This is a genomic window from Pedobacter flavus (assembly GCF_036324285.1).
Taxonomy (GTDB): Bacteria; Bacteroidota; Bacteroidia; order Sphingobacteriales; family Sphingobacteriaceae; genus Pedobacter; species Pedobacter flavus.
The window spans coordinates 1,142,951-1,160,496 of the sequence record NZ_JAZDQU010000002.1 but is presented as its reverse complement, the minus strand read 5'-3'; the positions used below and the strand labels follow the sequence as shown (position 1 = coordinate 1,160,496).

Sequence of the window (17,546 nt, the reverse complement as noted above, 5' to 3'; positions counted from 1 at the left end):
CCACCTCTTCCCATTCCGAACAGAGAAGTTAAGCCCGCCAGAGCCGATGGTACTGCAGTAACATGTGGGAGAGTAGGTCGGTGCCAAATTTTATAAAGCCTTACAACGAATGTTGTGAGGCTTTTTTTTTGTAGGAGTTTTTAGTCCGAAAGTCCGAAAGTGAGGAAGTCTGAGAGGTTGGCTGTCGAGAATTATTACAGAAGTCATTTTGTTTATTACAGGGTACTGTATAAATAGTCTTTAGTAAAAAGTATCTAACTACTGACTACTGACTACCATCTACTTATTATGGTACTGTCCCGAAGTCTCGGGATGGGAGAGTAGGTCGGTGCCAAATTTTACTAAAAGCCTTGCAACGAAAGTTGTGATGCTTTTTTGTTTAGGTTGTCCCGTCCTGAAATAAGTTGACATATAAATTGACTTATTATGAAAACACGAGGCAAACATGAACTTAAGCGTAGTCAGCGAGATTATAGCATGGCTTTTAAATTACTGGTAGTACAACAGGTTGAAAAAGGCGATTACACTTACAAGCAAGCTCAATTAAATTATGGGATCCAGGGCAGAAGTACTGTTTTGGTTTGGTTACGAAAACATGGTGCCTTAGATTGGACTCTTCCCAAGCAATATACAATGGAACCAAATAAAGAGCTAACACCTGAACAGAGAATAAAACAATTGGAAGCTGCATTGAAAGATTTTGTGTAAGACTTTTTTTGTTGATTTTCTCTTCTCATAAGTTTACAAATTATGTAAACCTATTTCAGGACAAGACATAATCCTGTAAAATCAATTGACGAAATAGCAAAAGTAATTGAAATGCTTAAAAAGCAATACAAGGAAAATGGTATTGCTCGTTGGGCTGTAATTGACAAATTAACAAACGAATGTATAGGTTGGTCTGGACTAAAATATATTAACTAACCATTAAATAAACACAATGATTTTTACGAATTAGGTTATAGGTTTAAGAAAAAACACTGGGGGAAGGTTTTGCTACAGAATCTTCAATCGCAGTTTTGAACTATGGATTTGCAAACTTTAATGTTGCCAAAATTTTTGCAATTACTGATCCGAGAAATATAAATTCAAAACAAGTATTATCTAAATTGGGCTTTGTCTTTAAAGAAACTTTTGATTATAAAGGCGACCCAACGGATTGGTATGAATTGAAAAAGACTACTTGGGAAAATAAAAATCTGAACTGTTAAGAAGGGTTTGGTAAAATTGGTGGGGATTTATTTTACCTACTCTATTGGATAGTGTTGTGATTATCAGCTGTGTAATTTATATTTGAAAGAAAATTTAAGATGATGAAGCGACTTATTCTTTTTACTTTTCTGTTGTTTTTTTGGTGTTTTTCAGGGAATAGTCAATCGGTTGTAAACCTAAAGAAGACCTTAGTGTTGCAGATGCCCAAGATTGATGGCGAACATAGTGGGAAGAATGGGGCTAGTGTTGTTTGGCATCCAGGACAAAAAAAATATTATGCTGCTTTTGCTGGAAGGAGCTCTTATCCTTTAGGCGTATTTAGTGCCAATGGAGATAGATTAAGTAATGATGATATGAAAACCCTAATAGATGTGCGAGGACTGTGGTACAATCCTAATAAGAAGGAAGTCTGGGGAAATGGATATTATTTAAGTGGTTGGTTTTCTTATAAACTTTCATCTACCGGCCTCGTAATTGGAATAGAAAGTGAAACAGAAGATGAGACCTCACAAGCGGAAGATAATGCGGTAGGTGTTTATAATGCTGATGCAAATGTAGTTTTGTTTTTGTCTTACGATGCAAAGGTACATGTTTATACTCATAAAGGTTCTTTTAAGGAAACCATAGCCATTCATTGGGGCCGCACCAGTAGTATGAAAACAGACATTGAAACATATCCCGATTTATTACAAGACTCTTATAGTTATCATTCGCTTGCCTACACAGGGACTAAGGGGCAGGAGTTAGGCTTTTTAAATGTTTTAAAAAAGCAAGTAGAACTATATGAAATTAAAACAGGTTTTCTAACCAAAATTCTTAAGCTTCCTGATTCTGTTAAATTGGAAGAAAAATTTAATTTTTCTTATGCAAATGGTATTTATTGGCTGTTTGATATTCAAAGTCGTGCATGGGTAGGTTACAATTGATTTCAAATATATAGTGAACATAGAAGTTTAGTATTCACCTCTCTAGTGCAACAGTCCCGCTTGTACAAAACCCACCATCAAACCTACTCAGTCTACCATAAATGCATCCTTTCTAGTGAATACGTTTATGAGGAGGTAAATATTTTAAATAGAATTCTATCAATAAATTTGAATTATTTCGTTTTTCTTTTTAGGTGGTCTTTTAGGCGGTATATTTTATTCTTCGCTTGAATTGCATGTTCTTTTAATCGCAGTAGCGGTACTTATTTTCGGTATTATTTACGATTCCTTGAAGTTTAAAATTATAAAGCAAAGTAGGAGTCATTTCTACGAATCAGGGAAGTTTGGAAAGTCTGAAAGTCGGGAAGACGGGAAAGTCTGAAAGTCTGAATGTTGGAAAGTCGGGGAGACCGAGTGATAGCGTTTGTACATTGTTTTTTTGTAAACAGAACTTATTAAACACTATATAATAAAAGTGTCTTTGTACTAACTACCAAGTACTTATTTAATGAAAAAGAATAATATTCAACTTTTTATTGTTGTTTATCTATACTTTTTTTAAACTATAGTAGTTGATTTTATGACATTTTTAATGATTGTTTAATCTGTTAAAGTTTATTAATAATTAACTTTTCGATTGAATATTTTGCTTATGTAACATATGTAACTGTTTAAAGTTATTAATTAGTATAATTTTACATCATAAATTATAATATAAATGGAAATTGCAGGTTACATAGCTTCTATCTTTATCGGAGTTTCTTTAGGTTTAATTGGGGGTGGTGGAAGTATTCTTACCGTTCCCGTATTGGTCTATCTGTTCCAGATAGATGCAGTTTTAGCAACAGCGTATTCGCTTTTTATAGTGGGTTCTACAAGTGTTGTAGGGTCTTTGTCTTATTTTAAAAAGGGATTGGTAAATATTAAAACAGCTATAGTTTTTGGTATACCTTCTATCATATCGGTATTCTTAACCAGGGCATATATTGTTCCAGCTATCCCGCACGAAATTTTTAGTCTGGGAGGTTTTGTAGTTACTAAGAGTATTTTTTTGATGTTGATTTTCGCTATTCTGATGATTGTAGCATCGTATAGTATGATTAAGAAGGATAAAAAATCAGCAGAAGATTTACCAGAAAAGCAAAAATTTAATTATCCATTGATTCTTGTAGAAGGGGCAATAGTTGGTGTTTTAACAGGTTTGGTGGGGGCTGGCGGTGGATTTTTAATTATCCCTGCATTGGTGATGTTAAGTAAGTTACCAATGAAAGAGGCAGTAGGAACTTCGTTGGTAATTATTGCCTTAAAATCTTTAATTGGATTTTTTGGAGAAAGTGGAGAAACAACTATTGATTGGTTGTTCTTGGTTAAAATATCCGCTTTTGCGATTGCTGGTATTTTTATAGGTATGGCTTTATCTAAGAAAATTGATGGCTCTAAATTAAAGCCCGCATTTGGTTGGTTCGTATTGGTAATGGGTATTTATATCCTTATTAAGGAAACGATTCTAAAATAAATTAAGTAATGTAACTTATGTAACTGATGGCATTAAAATATCTTCGGAACTTTGATGTATCAAAAAAAAAATAAAAAAATAATACAGATGAAAGTAGAACAAATTTATACAGGATGTTTAGCACAAGGTGCTTATTATATAACTTCAAATGGCGAAGCTGCTATTATTGATCCACTTCGTGAAACACAACCCTATATTGATCGTTTAGAAAAAGATGGCGTTAAGCTTAAATATATTTTTGAAACGCATTTCCATGCTGATTTTGTAAGCGGTCATGTCGATTTAAGTAAAAGAACACAAGCCCCAATTGTTTACGGTCCTACTGCAAATCCAGAGTTCGAAGCTATTGTAGCTGCTGATAATCAGATTTTTGAAATTGGTGATGTGAAAATTAAAGTAATACATACACCTGGACATACGATGGAAAGTTCTTGTTATTTACTTATCGACGAGCAGGGTAAAGAAACTACTTTATTTAGTGGAGATACTTTATTCTTAGGTGATGTTGGTCGTCCAGATTTAGCTCAGAAAGCAGCTAGTATGACACAAGAAGAATTAGCAGGATTGCTTTACGATAGTTTATACAATAAAATATTGCCTTTAGCAGACTATATTACTGTTTATCCGGCTCACGGAGCAGGTTCTGCATGTGGTAAAAATATGATGAAGGAAACGGTGGATTCTTTAGGTAATCAAAAAAAAATGAATTACGCTTTAAATCAGCCAAATAAGGAAGCATTTGTAAAAGCGGTAACGGATGGATTGTTACCTCCTCCAGCTTATTTCGGAATGAATGTAGCCATGAATAAAAAAGGTTATGATAGTTTCGATGAGGTATTGCAAAATGGAATGAAAAAGCTTTCTCCAACTGAGTTTGAGCTTTATGCAGAAAGTACTGGTGCTTTAATTTTAGATACCAGAAATGATAAAGAATTCGCTAAAGGGTTTATTCCTCAATCAATAAACATCGGCCTTAATGGCGATTTTGCTCCTTGGGTAGGTGCTATGATTGTAGATGTTAAACAACCTATTTTATTGGTTACCGATATTGGTAGGGAAGAAGAAGCGGTTACTCGTTTAAGTCGTGTAGGTTTTGATAATGTGGTTGGTCATCTCGATGGTGGTTTTGAATCTTGGAAAGCTGCAGATAAGGATATTGATGTGGTAAACAGAATTACTCCAGAAGAATTTGCTTCTGCTATAAATGTGGAGAAAGATAAAGTTGTTGATGTGAGAAAAGAAACTGAATATGCTGCTGAACATGTTGATGCTGCCTACAGTAAACCATTGGCTTATATTAACGAATGGGTTAAGGATATAGATCCTCAAGAGCATTTTTATATTCATTGTGCAGGCGGTTACAGAAGTATGATTGCAGCAAGTATTTTGCAAGCAAGAGGTTATAGAAACTTTACTGAAGTGGAAGGCGGATTTAATGCCATTAAACAAACAGATGTTCCTAAAACAGATTTCGTTTGCCAAAGTAAAATGTTGAGTTAATTATTTTAAATAGAAAAGGTCATGTTTGGAATTTTTAAAAATATTTTGGTTCAAAATGATAATCTTGAACTAATAGAAGCGGTAAAAAACGGAGCATTTTTAGTAGATGTTCGTACGCCGGGAGAGTTTTCGAGCGGGAGCGTTAAAGGCGCGGTTAATATTCCGTTGGATCAAATAATCAGTCAATTATCAAAATTTGATAACCATAAGAACATCGTTGTTTTTTGTAGAAGCGGAAATCGTAGCGGTCAAGCAAAGTCTATTTTAGAGCAAAGTGGTTTTAAGCAAGTGATAAATGGTGGGACTTGGGAAGATGTAAATAAAGTGGTTAATGGATAATACAGTAAACCATATGAATTGTTGTGTAGTTGATGGCGAGACATATCTTGGAAATCAAGAGGCCGATTTATCTAACCAACGTTTCTGGAACCAGAAATGGGAGAATAAGGAAACAGGTTGGGATATTGGTTATGCATCGCCAGTAATTACTGCATACATGGATCAATATGTAAATAAAGATGCAGCCATTCTAATTCCGGGATGTGGGAATGCACATGAAGCATCGTACTTATTGGAAAATGGGTTTACTAATATAACATTAATAGATATTGCACCAGCTGCAGTGGCTACACTTAAGGAGAAATTTTCTGGGAACAAACAGGTTAAGGTTTTATGTGAAGATTTTTTTCTACACGAAGGTCAATATGATTTAATTATTGAGCAGACTTTCTTTTGTGCAATTAGCCCAAGTAGGAGAGCTGAATATGTAAGTAAAGCTGCATCATTATTAAATGAAAATGGAAAAATTATAGGTGTTTTATTTGATAGAGAGTTTAACTATACCTTTCCCCCTTTTGGTGGAAGTGTAGGGGAATATAAATCGCTATTTAATAATTACTTTACCATTAAAACTATGAATGCATGTTATAATAGTATTTCACCAAGAGCTAATTCAGAAGTATTTATAAACCTAGTTAAAAGATAAGAATTATGAAAAAAAACATGGGATCTTTAGACAAAACTATTCGCATTTTAATGGCAATAGTGATCGGCGTTTTGTATTTCACAAATGTCATTTCAGGTACCTTAGCCATTGTTTTGGGCGTGTTTGCCGTTGTATTTGTGCTTACTTCATTTATAAGTTTTTGCCCCCTGTATTTACCATTAGGTATTAATACTTGTAAGAAAGAGCATTAAAGGTTATTGTTTTTATTCCGCACTAAAATTTAAGGTAATTATTCCAGGTTTTTAGTGTTCAGGAAGCTAGTTTATAAGGAACTTCTGAGTATATATTTTTTCAAAAAAAAAGTTGAAAATTCAGATTAATGGGAAGATTATGAGAAATTATTTAAAGCATTGGGGATTTATGAGGGTGCTTCGTTTAGCATTAGGCATTTTCATAGTTGGACAAGGAATTGCGGCGAACGATTGGACTTTTATTGTGTTGGGCGGATTATTTTCATTAATGCCTTTGTTGAATATAGGTTGTTGTGGTCCGACGGGTTGTTATACACCAATCAATAAAAAAGTTAATCCTAATGAGGAGATTAAATATGAAGAAATTCGTTAAGAATAATTATTTAACCTTTGTAGGTGTTGGTTTAGGGGCAGTAGCAGGATTCCTATATTGGTTACAAATAGGGTGTGATTCTGCAAACTGCGCAATTACATCAGACCCAATAAATAGTACAATATATTGGGCTTTAATGGGCGGTTTAATATTAAATATGTTTAAAAAAGATAAAAAGGAAGCAGTATGACTTTTCAAGAAATAATAAATCAAGATAAACCAGTATTGGTAGATTTTTTTGCAGAATGGTGTGGACCATGTAAAACTATGGCACCCATTTTAGAAGATTTAAAAAAGAGAATTGGCGATGATGCCAGTATAATTAAAATAGATGTAGATAAAAATCCACATGCAGCGCGAGCTTATCAAGTAATGGGAGTGCCTACTTTTATTTTGTTTAAAAAAGGAGAAACTATTTGGCGACAGTCTGGTGTGGTTTCTGCAAATGAATTGGAAAAATTAATTAATAATAATAAATAATGTTGTTAGAATTTTTAAGTCAACCTTGGCCATGGTATGTGGCTGGCCCATTAATCGGTTTAACGGTGCCTATTCTTTTAATAATTGGAAATAAATCTTTTGGAATAAGTTCTTCTTTAAGACATATATGTGCATCATGTTTTCCAGCAAATATTTCATTCTTTAAGTACGATTGGAAAAAAGAAGTTTGGAATTTGCTTTTTGTATTGGGTGTGTTTTTTGGTGGTGTAATTACTATTAATTTATTGTCCAATCCAAATCCAATTCAGGTTAACCCTAATTTGGTAGAAGAGCTTGCAACTTATGGTATTACCAATTTTAATAATTTGGTACCTCAGGATATTATGAACTGGCAATCGCTATTTACACTTAAAGGCTTTTTCTTAATGGTTGTAGGTGGGTTTTTAGTTGGTTTTGGTACTAGATATGCAGGAGGATGTACAAGTGGGCATGCTATTATGGGATTGTCAAATTTACAATGGCCATCGTTAGTAGCTACTATTAGTTTTATGGTTGGAGGTTTCATAATGGCTAATTTAATTTTACCTCACATTCTTTCACTTTAATTGAGATCTTCGATGAAAAACACTATAAAAAATCTAAAAATAGATAAAGATTTACAACAGCGCGAAACAGATGCTATGTGTGTAAATGAAAGTCAATTGGCTCATAAATGGTATCATAATTTAAAATATTTAGCAGTAGGTATTTTATTCGGAATCGTTTTCGTGAAAGCTGAAGTGGTGAGTTGGTTTCGTATTCAAGAGATGTTTAGATTGCAATCTTTTCATATGTTTGGCGTAATTGGAAGTGCAGTATTTGTAGGCGTAATTTCGGTATGGCTGATTAAAAAATTTAAGGTTAAAACTATTTATGGTGAGCCTATAAAAATTGCCGATAAAACTTTTAATAAAGGTCAGATTTACGGCGGATTGCTTTTCGGTTTTGGATGGGCAATTACTGGCGCTTGTCCAGGTCCACTTTTTGCACAAATTGGAACAGGGGCCACTGTTATTATTGTTACCTTACTAAGTGCCGTTGCTGGAACTTGGGTTTACGGATTAGTTAGAGAAAAGCTTCCTCATTAATTGTAAATGAGTAAGTTGTTGAAATATTATATCGCAATTATGGGTGTTTTTATAGCACCTAGGTTGATGGCTCAAGATCACGAAAATTTCTGGTTTCGATCCACTATAACAACACCCATAAACGATAAATTAAAACTCGATAATGAGTTTCAATATAGAAGACAAAATGGTTTTGAGAACAATAATATGTTCGATAAAGATCTAATGATTTCTTATAGAAATTGGATTCATTATCAGTATAATGAAGCTTTTAAATTTTCTTTATCACCGTTTTCTTATTTTTCAGCTCATAAAATAATTAATCAGCAATCAGATGAGTTAGCTGCGGCCAATAAAGAAATTAGATCTTCTGCTGCGGTTGAGTTTCATAATACTATTCACAATAACTGGGTTTTTATAAGTAGAAGTGCATTTGAGTATAGGATTTTCTTAAATCAATCGTCAAATATTATTAGGTTTCGTTCTCGTGTTGGCCTTCAATATGTTTTAAATAAACACCAGAAATTATCTATCCATGACGAACCTTTACTAAATTTAAGTGGGGTTTCTGATCGCCATATTTTCGATCACAATAGGATTGGAATTAATTTAGAATCTAAATTGCTGGAGAATTTAAAAGTTGATGTTGGTTATATGAGAGTTTCTAGGTTACCATTAAATAATACAACCTATGTGAAGGAAAATAACCTCACGTTGAGTTTAAATTATTTAATGCCTTCTTTGTAGTCATCGTAAGGTGATTTGTTCTTTTTCTGTGGTTTGTCATAAAGCAAATGATGTATTGGAGCGGATAAGAATGTCAAATATTTAAGAGAACTATCAAAAATTATTGCGTAATTGTTGTTGATTTTTAAATCTTTAATTTTCAGCTTTAATTATGCTTACCACCGCAAACAGAAAGGATATCATTGAATCGAAAAAAATAATTTGTTCTGAATTAGCAAAAATTCAAAAGTCATTTTACGATGAAGAAGTAGAACAATATTATAAAGATCAAGGAGAATTATCGCTGTTTTGGGAAATGTATGATTGTTATAACAAGGAAGTATTAGATTATCCTGTTTTTCATAAAGTCATCACCATAAATCATACCCAATTAGAATCGTTTACGGCTACGCTAACTCAAAAATTAACACCATTATTTGAAGCAATAAATGCAACTGATTTTATTGTAGTTTCCCATTTTAAGTTAGATTTTTTTGGGAATAGAGATAACGATTTTGTGCCTTTAGATGCCGTTTATGATGAATTAGAAAAGGTGGTTGGCGGTTCAAAATACAATGAAGCATTTAAATTTAATATCCACGATTTATTGAAATTTGTGGACATCTTTTTTTGGATCACCAGATGTGACCCCTCGGCACCAGAATATATTTTTTTATTCGATAGCAAGGAGCAAATTCAGCTTAATCTATGTAAATACGGGAATTTACACATTACAGAATTTAATGTTGAGCGATTAACTGAAGATAAATTGGCTAAAATGGGGTTTTCAATTATTACTGGTCCGGAGTTCGATAATTTCGACGAAAGTGGAAAAATTGATGGCAGAGTCATAGAATATTAAATGAATTTTGATCTAGATCTATTGAGAAAGTAAAATTTATTAAGCATATTCAAGTTAATATTTCTGATAAAATGAATCAGCTTTTTCAAATATTCAAAGTAGATAATCAGCTAGCCACCAAAATTAGTGCAGCGCCTGATGCGCCGCATAATCATGATTTTGAAGAACTGATTATAGCGATTGAAGGAAAATTGGAACATTTTATAGATTTTAAAACCACTGTTTTGGAGGCGCCATTGGTAAGTTTTGTTACCAAGGGAAAAGTTCATCGTGTAATTCCAAAATTAAAAGACGGGAATTGTGATATGTGGGTAATGCGTTTTAAAAGCGAATTTATCCCAGAAACTACCTTTCAATTGTACGCATCTTTTCATAATCATGCTTCATTAAAATTTAGTTGTAACGATAATTTTAATCGTTTATTAACCATTTGTGGGTTTATAAACGAGGAAATGAAGCAAGAGGTGCCTGATTTTAGTGTAGTAAAACAATTGTTGAGCACTTTATTTGTGATGATTGAGTCGGAGAATAACAAATCTACAAAGGGCTTAAACGGAATGGCGAAAACTAAAAATACCACGATGCAAAATTTTCTACAGATTCTTGAGGAGAATTATCATCGGCCGTTAGGCGTAGATTTCTATGCTCAAAAATTGTTTATGTCGGCACGCAACTTAAATTTAATCTGCAATAACATACTTCACCAATCTGTAAGTGAATTAATAGAAACTAGGAAGCTTATTGAAGCTAAGAACCAGTTGATCCATAGCGATAAAAATATTGCTGAAATAGGATTTGAATTGGGTTATGCTGATAAAGCGTACTTTACTACCGTCTTTAAAAAGAAAACCGGACAAACACCAACAGAATTTAGAGAAGAGATGAAAAATCTACTTTCCTAAAATTACAACACTTCTTCCGAATACTCATACCCATTGATATTTAATTAATTGCATCTTTACTATATAAATTAATTAAATCCTAAAAATTACTGAATCATGGAAACAACAACAAAATGGGTATTAGATCCTACGCACAGTGAATTAACTTTTAAGGTTAAGCACATGATGATTACGAATGTTAATGGTGCTTTTAATAATTTTTCAATTGATATTGAGGGCGAAGATATTTTTGATTCGAAAGTTCAAGTTAAAGTTGATGCATCTTCTATCAATACAAACAATGCAGATAGAGATGGGCATTTAAAATCTGCCGACTTTTTTGATGTAGAAAACTTTCCTCAAATCACTTTCGAAAGCACTTCAATGGAAGAAAAGGATGATGAAGAGTATGAGTTAAAAGGAATATTAACCATAAAGGGAGTTTCAAAAGAAGTAAAGCTTGAATTAGAATTTGGCGGGATAAACAAAGATCCATGGGGTAATGAAAAAGCAGGTTTCTCTATGAGTGGTAAAATACATCGTAAAGATTGGGGTTTAAACTGGAATGCTGCATTAGAAACCGGTGGTGTTTTAGTTAGTGATGAAGTAAAAATTTCAGGTGAATTTCAATTTATTAAACAATCTTAAAAATTATAATGATGAAAAATAAAGTAATGATTGTAACAGGTGCTGGTATGGGACTTGGATTAGCAACTGCAAAAGAATTAGCATCTAGAGGGGCAAATTTAGTTTTAGTAGATTATAATGATAAAGTATTAGAGGAAGCCAAGGCTGCTATTGCTAAGGAATATCCAGCTGTAAAAATAATTTCGGTAGTAGCAGATGTTTCTAACGAAGAAGCTGTTAAAAACTATGTAAATGAAGCAGTAAAGGCATTTGGTACGATTGATGGTTTATACAATAATGCTGGAATTGAAGGTAAACAAGCAAGTATTACCGAATATGATGTGAATGTATTTAAGAAGGTAATTGATATTAACTTAATGGGGGTTTATTATGGCTTACGTTATGTAATTCCTGTTATGCAAAAACAAAAATATGGCCGTATTGTAAATGCTGCTTCTGTTGGTGGTATTCGTGGTGTTTTAAATCAAATGCCTTATGTGGCTAGTAAACATGCTGTATCGGGTATGTCTAAAAATGCAGCATTAGAATATGGTAGAGATGGTGTTTTAACCAATGCTATTGCACCTGGAGCTATTTTAACTCCAATGGTAGCCGAAGCTTTTAGAGAAGTAAATCCAGCTGATCCGAAAGCAGCAGAATCAGAATACGCACAACGTAATCCAACAAAGCGTTTAGGTCAGCCGCACGAAGTAGCCAAATTAGTTGCTTTCTTATTAAGTGATGATAATGGTTATATAAATGGACAAACCATAGCTATTGATGGGGGAGAATCTAATATGTATGGAAACTCTTAATCAGCCTATTTTAATAAATAGAAAATTATTTATATGTCGAATATTAATTTAATTATTGAGGAAAGAGCAGCTGATATCGGCAAGTTTTTGGTTGGTAGGCTGCTCCCTTTTCGTCAAAAAAGAATGGTTGGCCCATTTATTTACATAGACCATATGGGTCCAGTAAAGCTAAATGAGCGGAATAATTTTGACGTACTTCCTCATCCACATATTGGCCTATCTACCTTAACATTCTTATTTGAAGGTAGTATTATGCACAGGGATTCTATTGGGAATGCCTTAGAAATAAAACCAGGTGAAGTAAACTGGATGACAGCAGGAAAGGGAATTGTACATAGCGAAAGAACACCCGAATATTTAAGGGATTCTGAAAAACATTTACATGGATTGCAAATTTGGGTGGCGCTGCCACAGCATTTGGAAGAGATGAATCCAGAGTTTTTTCATATTTCCAAACATGAAATTCCGGAATGGGAAGAGGATGGTGTAGCGTATAAGTTAATTGCAGGAGAAGCATTTAATAGAAAATCTAAAGTTCCTGTTTACAGTAAATTGTACATGATTGAACTTAAAAGCACTAAGACTCAAAAATTATCTATAGGCCAATATTTATATGGGGAATCTGGATTATATATTTTAGAGGGGGCAGTAGAAAGTGATGGAAATGTATATGGATCCAAACAAATGTTGGTTACAAAAGATAGTCATCTATGTGAATTTACAATCCACGAAAATAGTACAGTTTACATTTTTGGAGGAGAACCATTTTCAGAAGAACGAATAATCGACTGGAATTTTGTTGCAACCGATAAAGCGTTAATTGAAAAAGCAAAAATAAATTGGGATGCGCAGCTTTTTGATAAAGTAAAAGATGATCAAGAAGAATTTATTCCTTATCCAAATTTTAGAAAAAAATAGAAGTATGGCAAAAATTTCGTCTAGTATAAAAACAGAAAATTATAAAATTGAAATAATCTCTGAAACAGGAAATAAATTAATAGCAGATGAGCCTATTGAATTGGGTGGTAAGGATTTAGGTTTTTCACCTAAGGAATTATTAGCATCAGCATTAGCTGCATGTACCTCGGCAACCTTAAAAATGTATGCCGATAGAAAGCAATGGCTATTAGAAGAAGTTAAAATAAATGTTGAATTGGAATTTGATGCAGCAGTAAATAAAACAAATGTTAAAAGAAAACTGGAATTTATTGGGGATTTAGATCAAGTCCAAAAGGATAGATTATTGGCTATAGCAAATCTTTGTCCAGTTCATAAGATGCTCTCAAACGAATTTAATATTCAATCGGAGGTAGGAAAAATAGCGGATTAAGAAGTAATATTTAAACGGATGCCGAAAATTAGGAGTGGTTTTAAAAGGTCATTCCAAGATTATTAGTACTTAAATATTTGATATTTTTCTAGATAACACATTAAAAAATGAAACTTAGTGATTTAAATAAAATAAGCTCAGCTTTTGGAAATACGCCAAAAATGCCAGCATTGTTCTTAGGTCATGGTAGTCCCATGAATGCTATAGAAGAAAACGAGTTCGTTACTGGATTTAGGAATATTGCAAAAGAAATTCCTAAACCAAATGCAATTTTATGCGTTTCTGCGCATTGGGAAACCCGAGGAACTTATGTTACAGCGATGGAAAATCCGGTTACAATTCACGATTTTGGAGGTTTTCCTAAAGAGCTGTTTGAAGTTCAATATCCAGCGCCTGGAAGTCCGGCTTTAGCAAAAGAAACCCAAGCATTAATAACTAATACTGCGGTAGGTTTAGACGATAAATGGGGGCTTGATCATGGTGCGTGGAGTGTAATTAAACATTTATACCCTAATGCAGATATTCCAGTAATACAATTAAGTTTAGATTATACCCAAACGCCACAATATCATTATGAATTGGCACAGCAAATAAAATCGCTGAGGTATAAAGGTGTATTGATAATTGGAAGCGGTAACATAGTTCACAACCTGCGAATGGTAGAGTGGAGGCGATTAAATGAAACCTTTGGCTATGATTGGGCGATAGAGGCCAATGAAAAAATGAAATCTTTTATGTTAAAAGGTGATCATCAATCGCTTATTAATTTTAGATCACAAGGGAAAACTTTTGATTGGTCTATTCCAACTCCAGAACACTATTTACCGTTATTATATTCGCTAGCTTTGCAAGAAAAAGATGAAGTGCTAACCATTTTTAACGATAAACCTGTAGCAGGGTCATTGACCATGACATCGGTAAAAATTGGTTAAAAATTAAACAAAAACATGCAAGTAGATTTTACAATAATTATAGATCTTATTGGAACTTTCGCTTTTGCCATAAGTGGAATAAGATTAGCTTCTCATAAACAAATAGATTGGTTTGGGGCCTATATTATTGGTTTGGTTACTGCAATAGGTGGGGGAACTTTTAGGGATTTACTTTTGGGGGTTACCCCATTTTGGATTTTAGATGCTAAATATTTTATAACAACTGGGGTTGCCCTTCTCGCTACATTAGTGTTTAAAGAGAAATTATTTAAAATGGGTAATACGCTCTTTTTATTCGACACAATTGGTTTGGGTTTGTTTACAATAGTGGGTATTACAAAAAGCTTAGACGCTGGACTTCCTATTTGGGTTTGTATTGTAATGGGTACCATAACTGGATCGGTAGGAGGCGTTGTGCGAGATGTTTTGTTAAATGAAGTTCCTTTAATTTTTAGAAAGGATATTTATGCGCTCGCTTCAATTGCAGGTGGAGGTGTTTATTTTTTTGGGAATTTTATTAATCTGCCAGTTGGCATTTTAGAATTATTAGCTTCTTTAACTGTTATAATTTTTAGGATTGTTGCTGTTAAATTTCATATTCATTTACCACAACTTAAACCTTTAGAATCTAATTCAGGGAAGAAAAAATAAAGATTGTTAAGTGCGTTGCTTTTGCTTTGATTGGGACAATTAATTAATTAATCATCGTTTTCTTAATTTTTGCATTCTTAATTTTTTATTTACTTACATTTAAGTAAAATAAATTGATAATCATTAGCTTAATTAAAGTTTAGTAATTTGTAAACCTATGAAAAATTTAAAAATTGAAATTAAATGGGCCATCTTTTTTGCAATAATGACATTGGTTTGGATGGTTTTAGAAAAATTGGCTGGCTTACATGGAAAGTATATAGATTACCATTTATATTTAACAAATCTCTTTGCAATACCAGCGATTTGGTTTATGGTAATGGCGCTTAAAGACAAAAAGAAAAATTATTATGCGGGCATAATATCTTATAAACAAGGCTTATTATCAGGAATAATATTATCGTTTTTTATCGCTTTATTAAGTCCACTAACTCAATGGGTAATTACTTTTGTTATTTCACCAGAGTATTTTCCGAATGTAATAAAACGCTCGGTTGAAATTGGTTATTATAAAACGACCGAATTAGCTGAGGCTAATTTTAATTATAAAAATTATGCCATTAACTCTACCATTTTTGCCTTTATTTTCGGTGTAATTACCACAGCAATTTCAATGATTTTTATAAGATCTAAGCCTTCTAACTAATCCCAAAGAGGAAAGGTTATATATATTTTAAACTCGTTCAAGAGGCCAAATAGATATAAAGAGTGATCTTAAAGGTTGCGTCTTGAGTTTAACAAAAAGTGGCTCTTGAATTATTCTATTTTACATAGCTACTAGTCCACCTATTATCTGGATTGGATGGGAAAACCAACAAAAATTTATCTTCCCGGTCGGTTTTTTCAGCCTTTCCTCCATCAAAATATCCACCTTTAAATAATAAATTTCCGTTTTTATCTATCGTAAAAGTACCAGAGCTTGGTTTTTCGAAACCATTATAGGTGTATTTCTTGTCTTTTGTAATTATAAATGATCCTCTTGGAACAAATTCATAACTTCCGTTGTTATACTTAGAAGCAGTGCATGAATATTTCCCATACTTTAAACTCCAATTTAAATTTTGGCTATGAGCAACAGCAGTAATTCCTAAAATAAGAGTGATTAATAATATTATTCTTTTCATTTTAAAGGATTTTAGTAATTAGGGTTATTCTAATATATAAAATTAAGTAATTCTATAAAAATTAATTATAAGGAATAATTTAAAATGCCTTACTGTGATGATTATCATTTAAACAAATAATCTAAATCATATATTAATGTGATCTCAATTTAAATTATTTATGAATTGTAAAATATAAGCGTGATTTGGTAGTTAATTAGTGACAAACAAGGCTATTAAATAAAGTTTATTACAATAGTTGTATCTTTGGTTAGACTAAAATTAAATAATATATGAGTTTTTATGTAGAAAGACGTAGAGAAGTTTTAATGTACCTTGAGAAGTATATGCTTGAGGCGATGGATACTTATTTAAAACCTATCGATACCAATTGGCAACCTGCAGATTTTTTGCCAGATTCTACTAACGAGAATTTTTATAATTCAATTAAGGATTTAAGAGCGAGTGCCGATAATCTTTCTTATGATTTGGTGGCTGTTTTAATTGGAGATACCATAACTGAGGAAGCTTTACCTACATATGAGAGCTGGTTAACTATGGTTAATGGAGTAAGTAGAGATGAAGAAGGTGGTTGGATGAAATGGGTTAGACATTGGACAGCAGAAGAAAATAGACATGGTGATGTATTAAACAAGTATTTATATCTTTCCGGAAGAGTAAATATGAGAGCGATGGAAACATCTACTCAATACTTAATAGCAGATGGTTTCGACATTGGCACTGGTCATGATCCATACAGAAATTTCATTTATACAAGTTTCCAAGAATTAGCAACAAACGTATCGCATAGGAGAGTAGCTTCATTAGCTAAAAAGGATGGTGATGCATTGTTGTCTAAAATGTGTGGTGTTATTGCTTCTGATGAAGCTAGACACGCTAAAGCTTACAAAGATTTTATGTCTCGCATTTTTGAAGTAGATCAGAACGAAGCTATTTTAGCTTTTGAAGATATGATGCGTAAGAAAATTGTTATGCCAGCACACTTTTTAAGAGAAGTTGGTTTAAATATTGGCCAAACTTTCGGTCATTTTACAGATGCAGCACAACGTTTAGGGGTTTATACTGCAGTAGATTATGTGGAAATTATGCAATCTTTATTAAATGAATGGAAAATTGATACGCTTAAAGATTTAAATGAATCTGGAGAAAAAGCCAGAGATTATTTAATGAATTTGCCTGCTCGTTTATTACGTGTAGCTGAGCGTATGAAAAACCCTACTTTAGAGTATAAATTTAGCTGGATCGTTGGATAATTCCCGATTTTTGAAAACATAAAAAAGCCTCTGTTAAAATTTTAACAGAGGCTTTTTTTATTAATTATAATAGA

Annotated in this window: 24 protein-coding genes, 1 rRNA gene and 1 pseudogene; 25 read left to right on the top strand and 1 reads right to left on the bottom strand. The window is 32.9% G+C overall.

From position 1 onward, the window contains the following. From rrf to VRU49_RS11315, 24 genes and pseudogenes are all read left to right on the top strand, one after another. Positions 1 to 89, top strand: a 5S ribosomal RNA gene (gene rrf, locus VRU49_RS11430); the annotation flags it as partial. Between the two features lie 337 nt (positions 90 to 426). Next, positions 427 to 699 (top strand): annotated as a pseudogene (locus tag VRU49_RS11425) (IS3 family transposase); the annotation flags it as partial. Between the two features lie 320 nt (positions 700 to 1,019). Beyond that, positions 1,020 to 1,211 (top strand): GNAT family N-acetyltransferase, encoded by a 192-nt coding sequence (locus VRU49_RS11420; RefSeq protein ID WP_330146915.1) that lies wholly within the window; start codon positions 1,020 to 1,022, stop codon positions 1,209 to 1,211. A 99-nt stretch (positions 1,212 to 1,310) separates the two neighbouring features. Beyond that, a complete protein-coding gene (locus tag VRU49_RS11415) occupies positions 1,311 to 2,138 on the top strand; it encodes a hypothetical protein (protein WP_330146914.1) in 828 nt (275 codons plus the stop codon). Positions 2,139 to 2,856: 718 nt separating this feature from the next. Further along, positions 2,857 to 3,654, top strand: a complete 798-nt coding sequence (locus tag VRU49_RS11410; protein WP_330146913.1) for a sulfite exporter TauE/SafE family protein — start codon at positions 2,857 to 2,859, stop codon at positions 3,652 to 3,654. Between the two features lie 87 nt (positions 3,655 to 3,741). Continuing rightward, positions 3,742 to 5,154 carry an MBL fold metallo-hydrolase gene (locus VRU49_RS11405; protein WP_330146912.1) on the top strand — a complete coding sequence of 471 codons (1,413 nt, stop codon included), beginning with the start codon at positions 3,742 to 3,744 and terminating at the stop codon, positions 5,152 to 5,154. A 21-nt stretch (positions 5,155 to 5,175) separates the two neighbouring features. After that, positions 5,176 to 5,493: a rhodanese-like domain-containing protein gene (locus VRU49_RS11400; RefSeq protein ID WP_330146911.1), complete on the top strand. Its 318-nt coding sequence runs from the start codon at positions 5,176 to 5,178 to the stop codon at positions 5,491 to 5,493. Further along, positions 5,486 to 6,139: a methyltransferase gene (locus tag VRU49_RS11395; protein WP_330146910.1), complete on the top strand. Its 654-nt coding sequence runs from the start codon at positions 5,486 to 5,488 to the stop codon at positions 6,137 to 6,139. Before VRU49_RS11400 ends, VRU49_RS11395 begins: the two co-directional genes overlap by 8 nt. Positions 6,140 to 6,144: 5 nt before the next feature. Next, the gene (locus tag VRU49_RS11390) at positions 6,145 to 6,351 is read left to right on the top strand and encodes a YgaP family membrane protein (protein ID WP_330146909.1); all 207 of its coding nucleotides are present in this window, start codon (positions 6,145 to 6,147) and stop codon (positions 6,349 to 6,351) included. Between the two features lie 139 nt (positions 6,352 to 6,490). Beyond that, the gene (locus VRU49_RS11385; protein ID WP_330146908.1) at positions 6,491 to 6,724 is read left to right on the top strand and encodes a hypothetical protein; all 234 of its coding nucleotides are present in this window, start codon (positions 6,491 to 6,493) and stop codon (positions 6,722 to 6,724) included. Beyond that, on the top strand, positions 6,708 to 6,914 hold the full coding sequence (locus tag VRU49_RS11380) for a hypothetical protein (RefSeq protein WP_330146907.1): 207 nt from the start codon (positions 6,708 to 6,710) through the stop codon (positions 6,912 to 6,914). Before VRU49_RS11385 ends, VRU49_RS11380 begins: the two co-directional genes overlap by 17 nt. Then, the gene (trxA, locus tag VRU49_RS11375) at positions 6,911 to 7,204 is read left to right on the top strand and encodes a thioredoxin (RefSeq protein WP_330146906.1); all 294 of its coding nucleotides are present in this window, start codon (positions 6,911 to 6,913) and stop codon (positions 7,202 to 7,204) included. The genes VRU49_RS11380 and trxA overlap by 4 nt, the downstream gene beginning before the upstream one ends. Then, entirely contained in the window at positions 7,204 to 7,770 is a 567-nt protein-coding gene (locus VRU49_RS11370; RefSeq protein WP_330146905.1) for a YeeE/YedE family protein, read from the top strand. The genes trxA and VRU49_RS11370 overlap by 1 nt, the downstream gene beginning before the upstream one ends. 12 nt (positions 7,771 to 7,782) lie before the next feature. Then, entirely contained in the window at positions 7,783 to 8,292 is a 510-nt protein-coding gene (locus tag VRU49_RS11365; protein WP_330146904.1) for a DUF6691 family protein, read from the top strand. Positions 8,293 to 8,298: 6 nt separating this feature from the next. Beyond that, entirely contained in the window at positions 8,299 to 9,018 is a 720-nt protein-coding gene (locus VRU49_RS11360) for a DUF2490 domain-containing protein (protein ID WP_330146903.1), read from the top strand. A gap of 151 nt (positions 9,019 to 9,169) precedes the next feature. Further along, complete coding sequence (locus VRU49_RS11355; RefSeq protein WP_330146902.1) at positions 9,170 to 9,859, top strand: hypothetical protein; 690 nt, start codon at positions 9,170 to 9,172, stop codon at positions 9,857 to 9,859. Positions 9,860 to 9,930: 71 nt separating this feature from the next. After that, entirely contained in the window at positions 9,931 to 10,761 is an 831-nt protein-coding gene (locus VRU49_RS11350) for an AraC family transcriptional regulator (RefSeq protein ID WP_330146901.1), read from the top strand. Positions 10,762 to 10,857: 96 nt separating this feature from the next. After that, on the top strand, positions 10,858 to 11,388 hold the full coding sequence (locus tag VRU49_RS11345; RefSeq protein WP_330146900.1) for a YceI family protein: 531 nt from the start codon (positions 10,858 to 10,860) through the stop codon (positions 11,386 to 11,388). Positions 11,389 to 11,396: 8 nt separating this feature from the next. Next, on the top strand, positions 11,397 to 12,182 hold the full coding sequence (locus tag VRU49_RS11340; RefSeq protein ID WP_330146899.1) for an SDR family oxidoreductase: 786 nt from the start codon (positions 11,397 to 11,399) through the stop codon (positions 12,180 to 12,182). A gap of 33 nt (positions 12,183 to 12,215) precedes the next feature. Then, the gene (locus tag VRU49_RS11335) at positions 12,216 to 13,100 is read left to right on the top strand and encodes a pirin family protein (RefSeq protein ID WP_330146898.1); all 885 of its coding nucleotides are present in this window, start codon (positions 12,216 to 12,218) and stop codon (positions 13,098 to 13,100) included. 4 nt (positions 13,101 to 13,104) lie between these two features. After that, positions 13,105 to 13,512, top strand: a complete 408-nt coding sequence (locus VRU49_RS11330) for an OsmC family protein (protein WP_330146897.1) — start codon at positions 13,105 to 13,107, stop codon at positions 13,510 to 13,512. 107 nt (positions 13,513 to 13,619) lie between these two features. Beyond that, positions 13,620 to 14,444 (top strand): 4,5-DOPA-extradiol-dioxygenase, encoded by an 825-nt coding sequence (ygiD, locus tag VRU49_RS11325; RefSeq protein ID WP_330146896.1) that lies wholly within the window; start codon positions 13,620 to 13,622, stop codon positions 14,442 to 14,444. A 15-nt stretch (positions 14,445 to 14,459) separates the two neighbouring features. Further along, positions 14,460 to 15,095, top strand: a complete 636-nt coding sequence (locus VRU49_RS11320; RefSeq protein ID WP_330146895.1) for a trimeric intracellular cation channel family protein — start codon at positions 14,460 to 14,462, stop codon at positions 15,093 to 15,095. A 157-nt stretch (positions 15,096 to 15,252) separates the two neighbouring features. Then, positions 15,253 to 15,741 (top strand): DUF4199 domain-containing protein, encoded by a 489-nt coding sequence (locus VRU49_RS11315; RefSeq protein ID WP_330146894.1) that lies wholly within the window; start codon positions 15,253 to 15,255, stop codon positions 15,739 to 15,741. A 115-nt stretch (positions 15,742 to 15,856) separates the two neighbouring features. Here VRU49_RS11315 and VRU49_RS11310 read toward each other — a convergent pair whose 3' ends face one another. Beyond that, a complete protein-coding gene (locus tag VRU49_RS11310; protein ID WP_330146893.1) occupies positions 15,857 to 16,219 on the bottom strand; it encodes a hypothetical protein in 363 nt (120 codons plus the stop codon). A 272-nt stretch (positions 16,220 to 16,491) separates the two neighbouring features. On the opposite strand from VRU49_RS11310, the gene VRU49_RS11305 reads away from it, so the two are divergent. Beyond that, the gene (locus VRU49_RS11305; protein WP_330146892.1) at positions 16,492 to 17,472 is read left to right on the top strand and encodes an acyl-ACP desaturase; all 981 of its coding nucleotides are present in this window, start codon (positions 16,492 to 16,494) and stop codon (positions 17,470 to 17,472) included. The last annotated feature ends 74 nt before the right edge of the window (positions 17,473 to 17,546 follow it).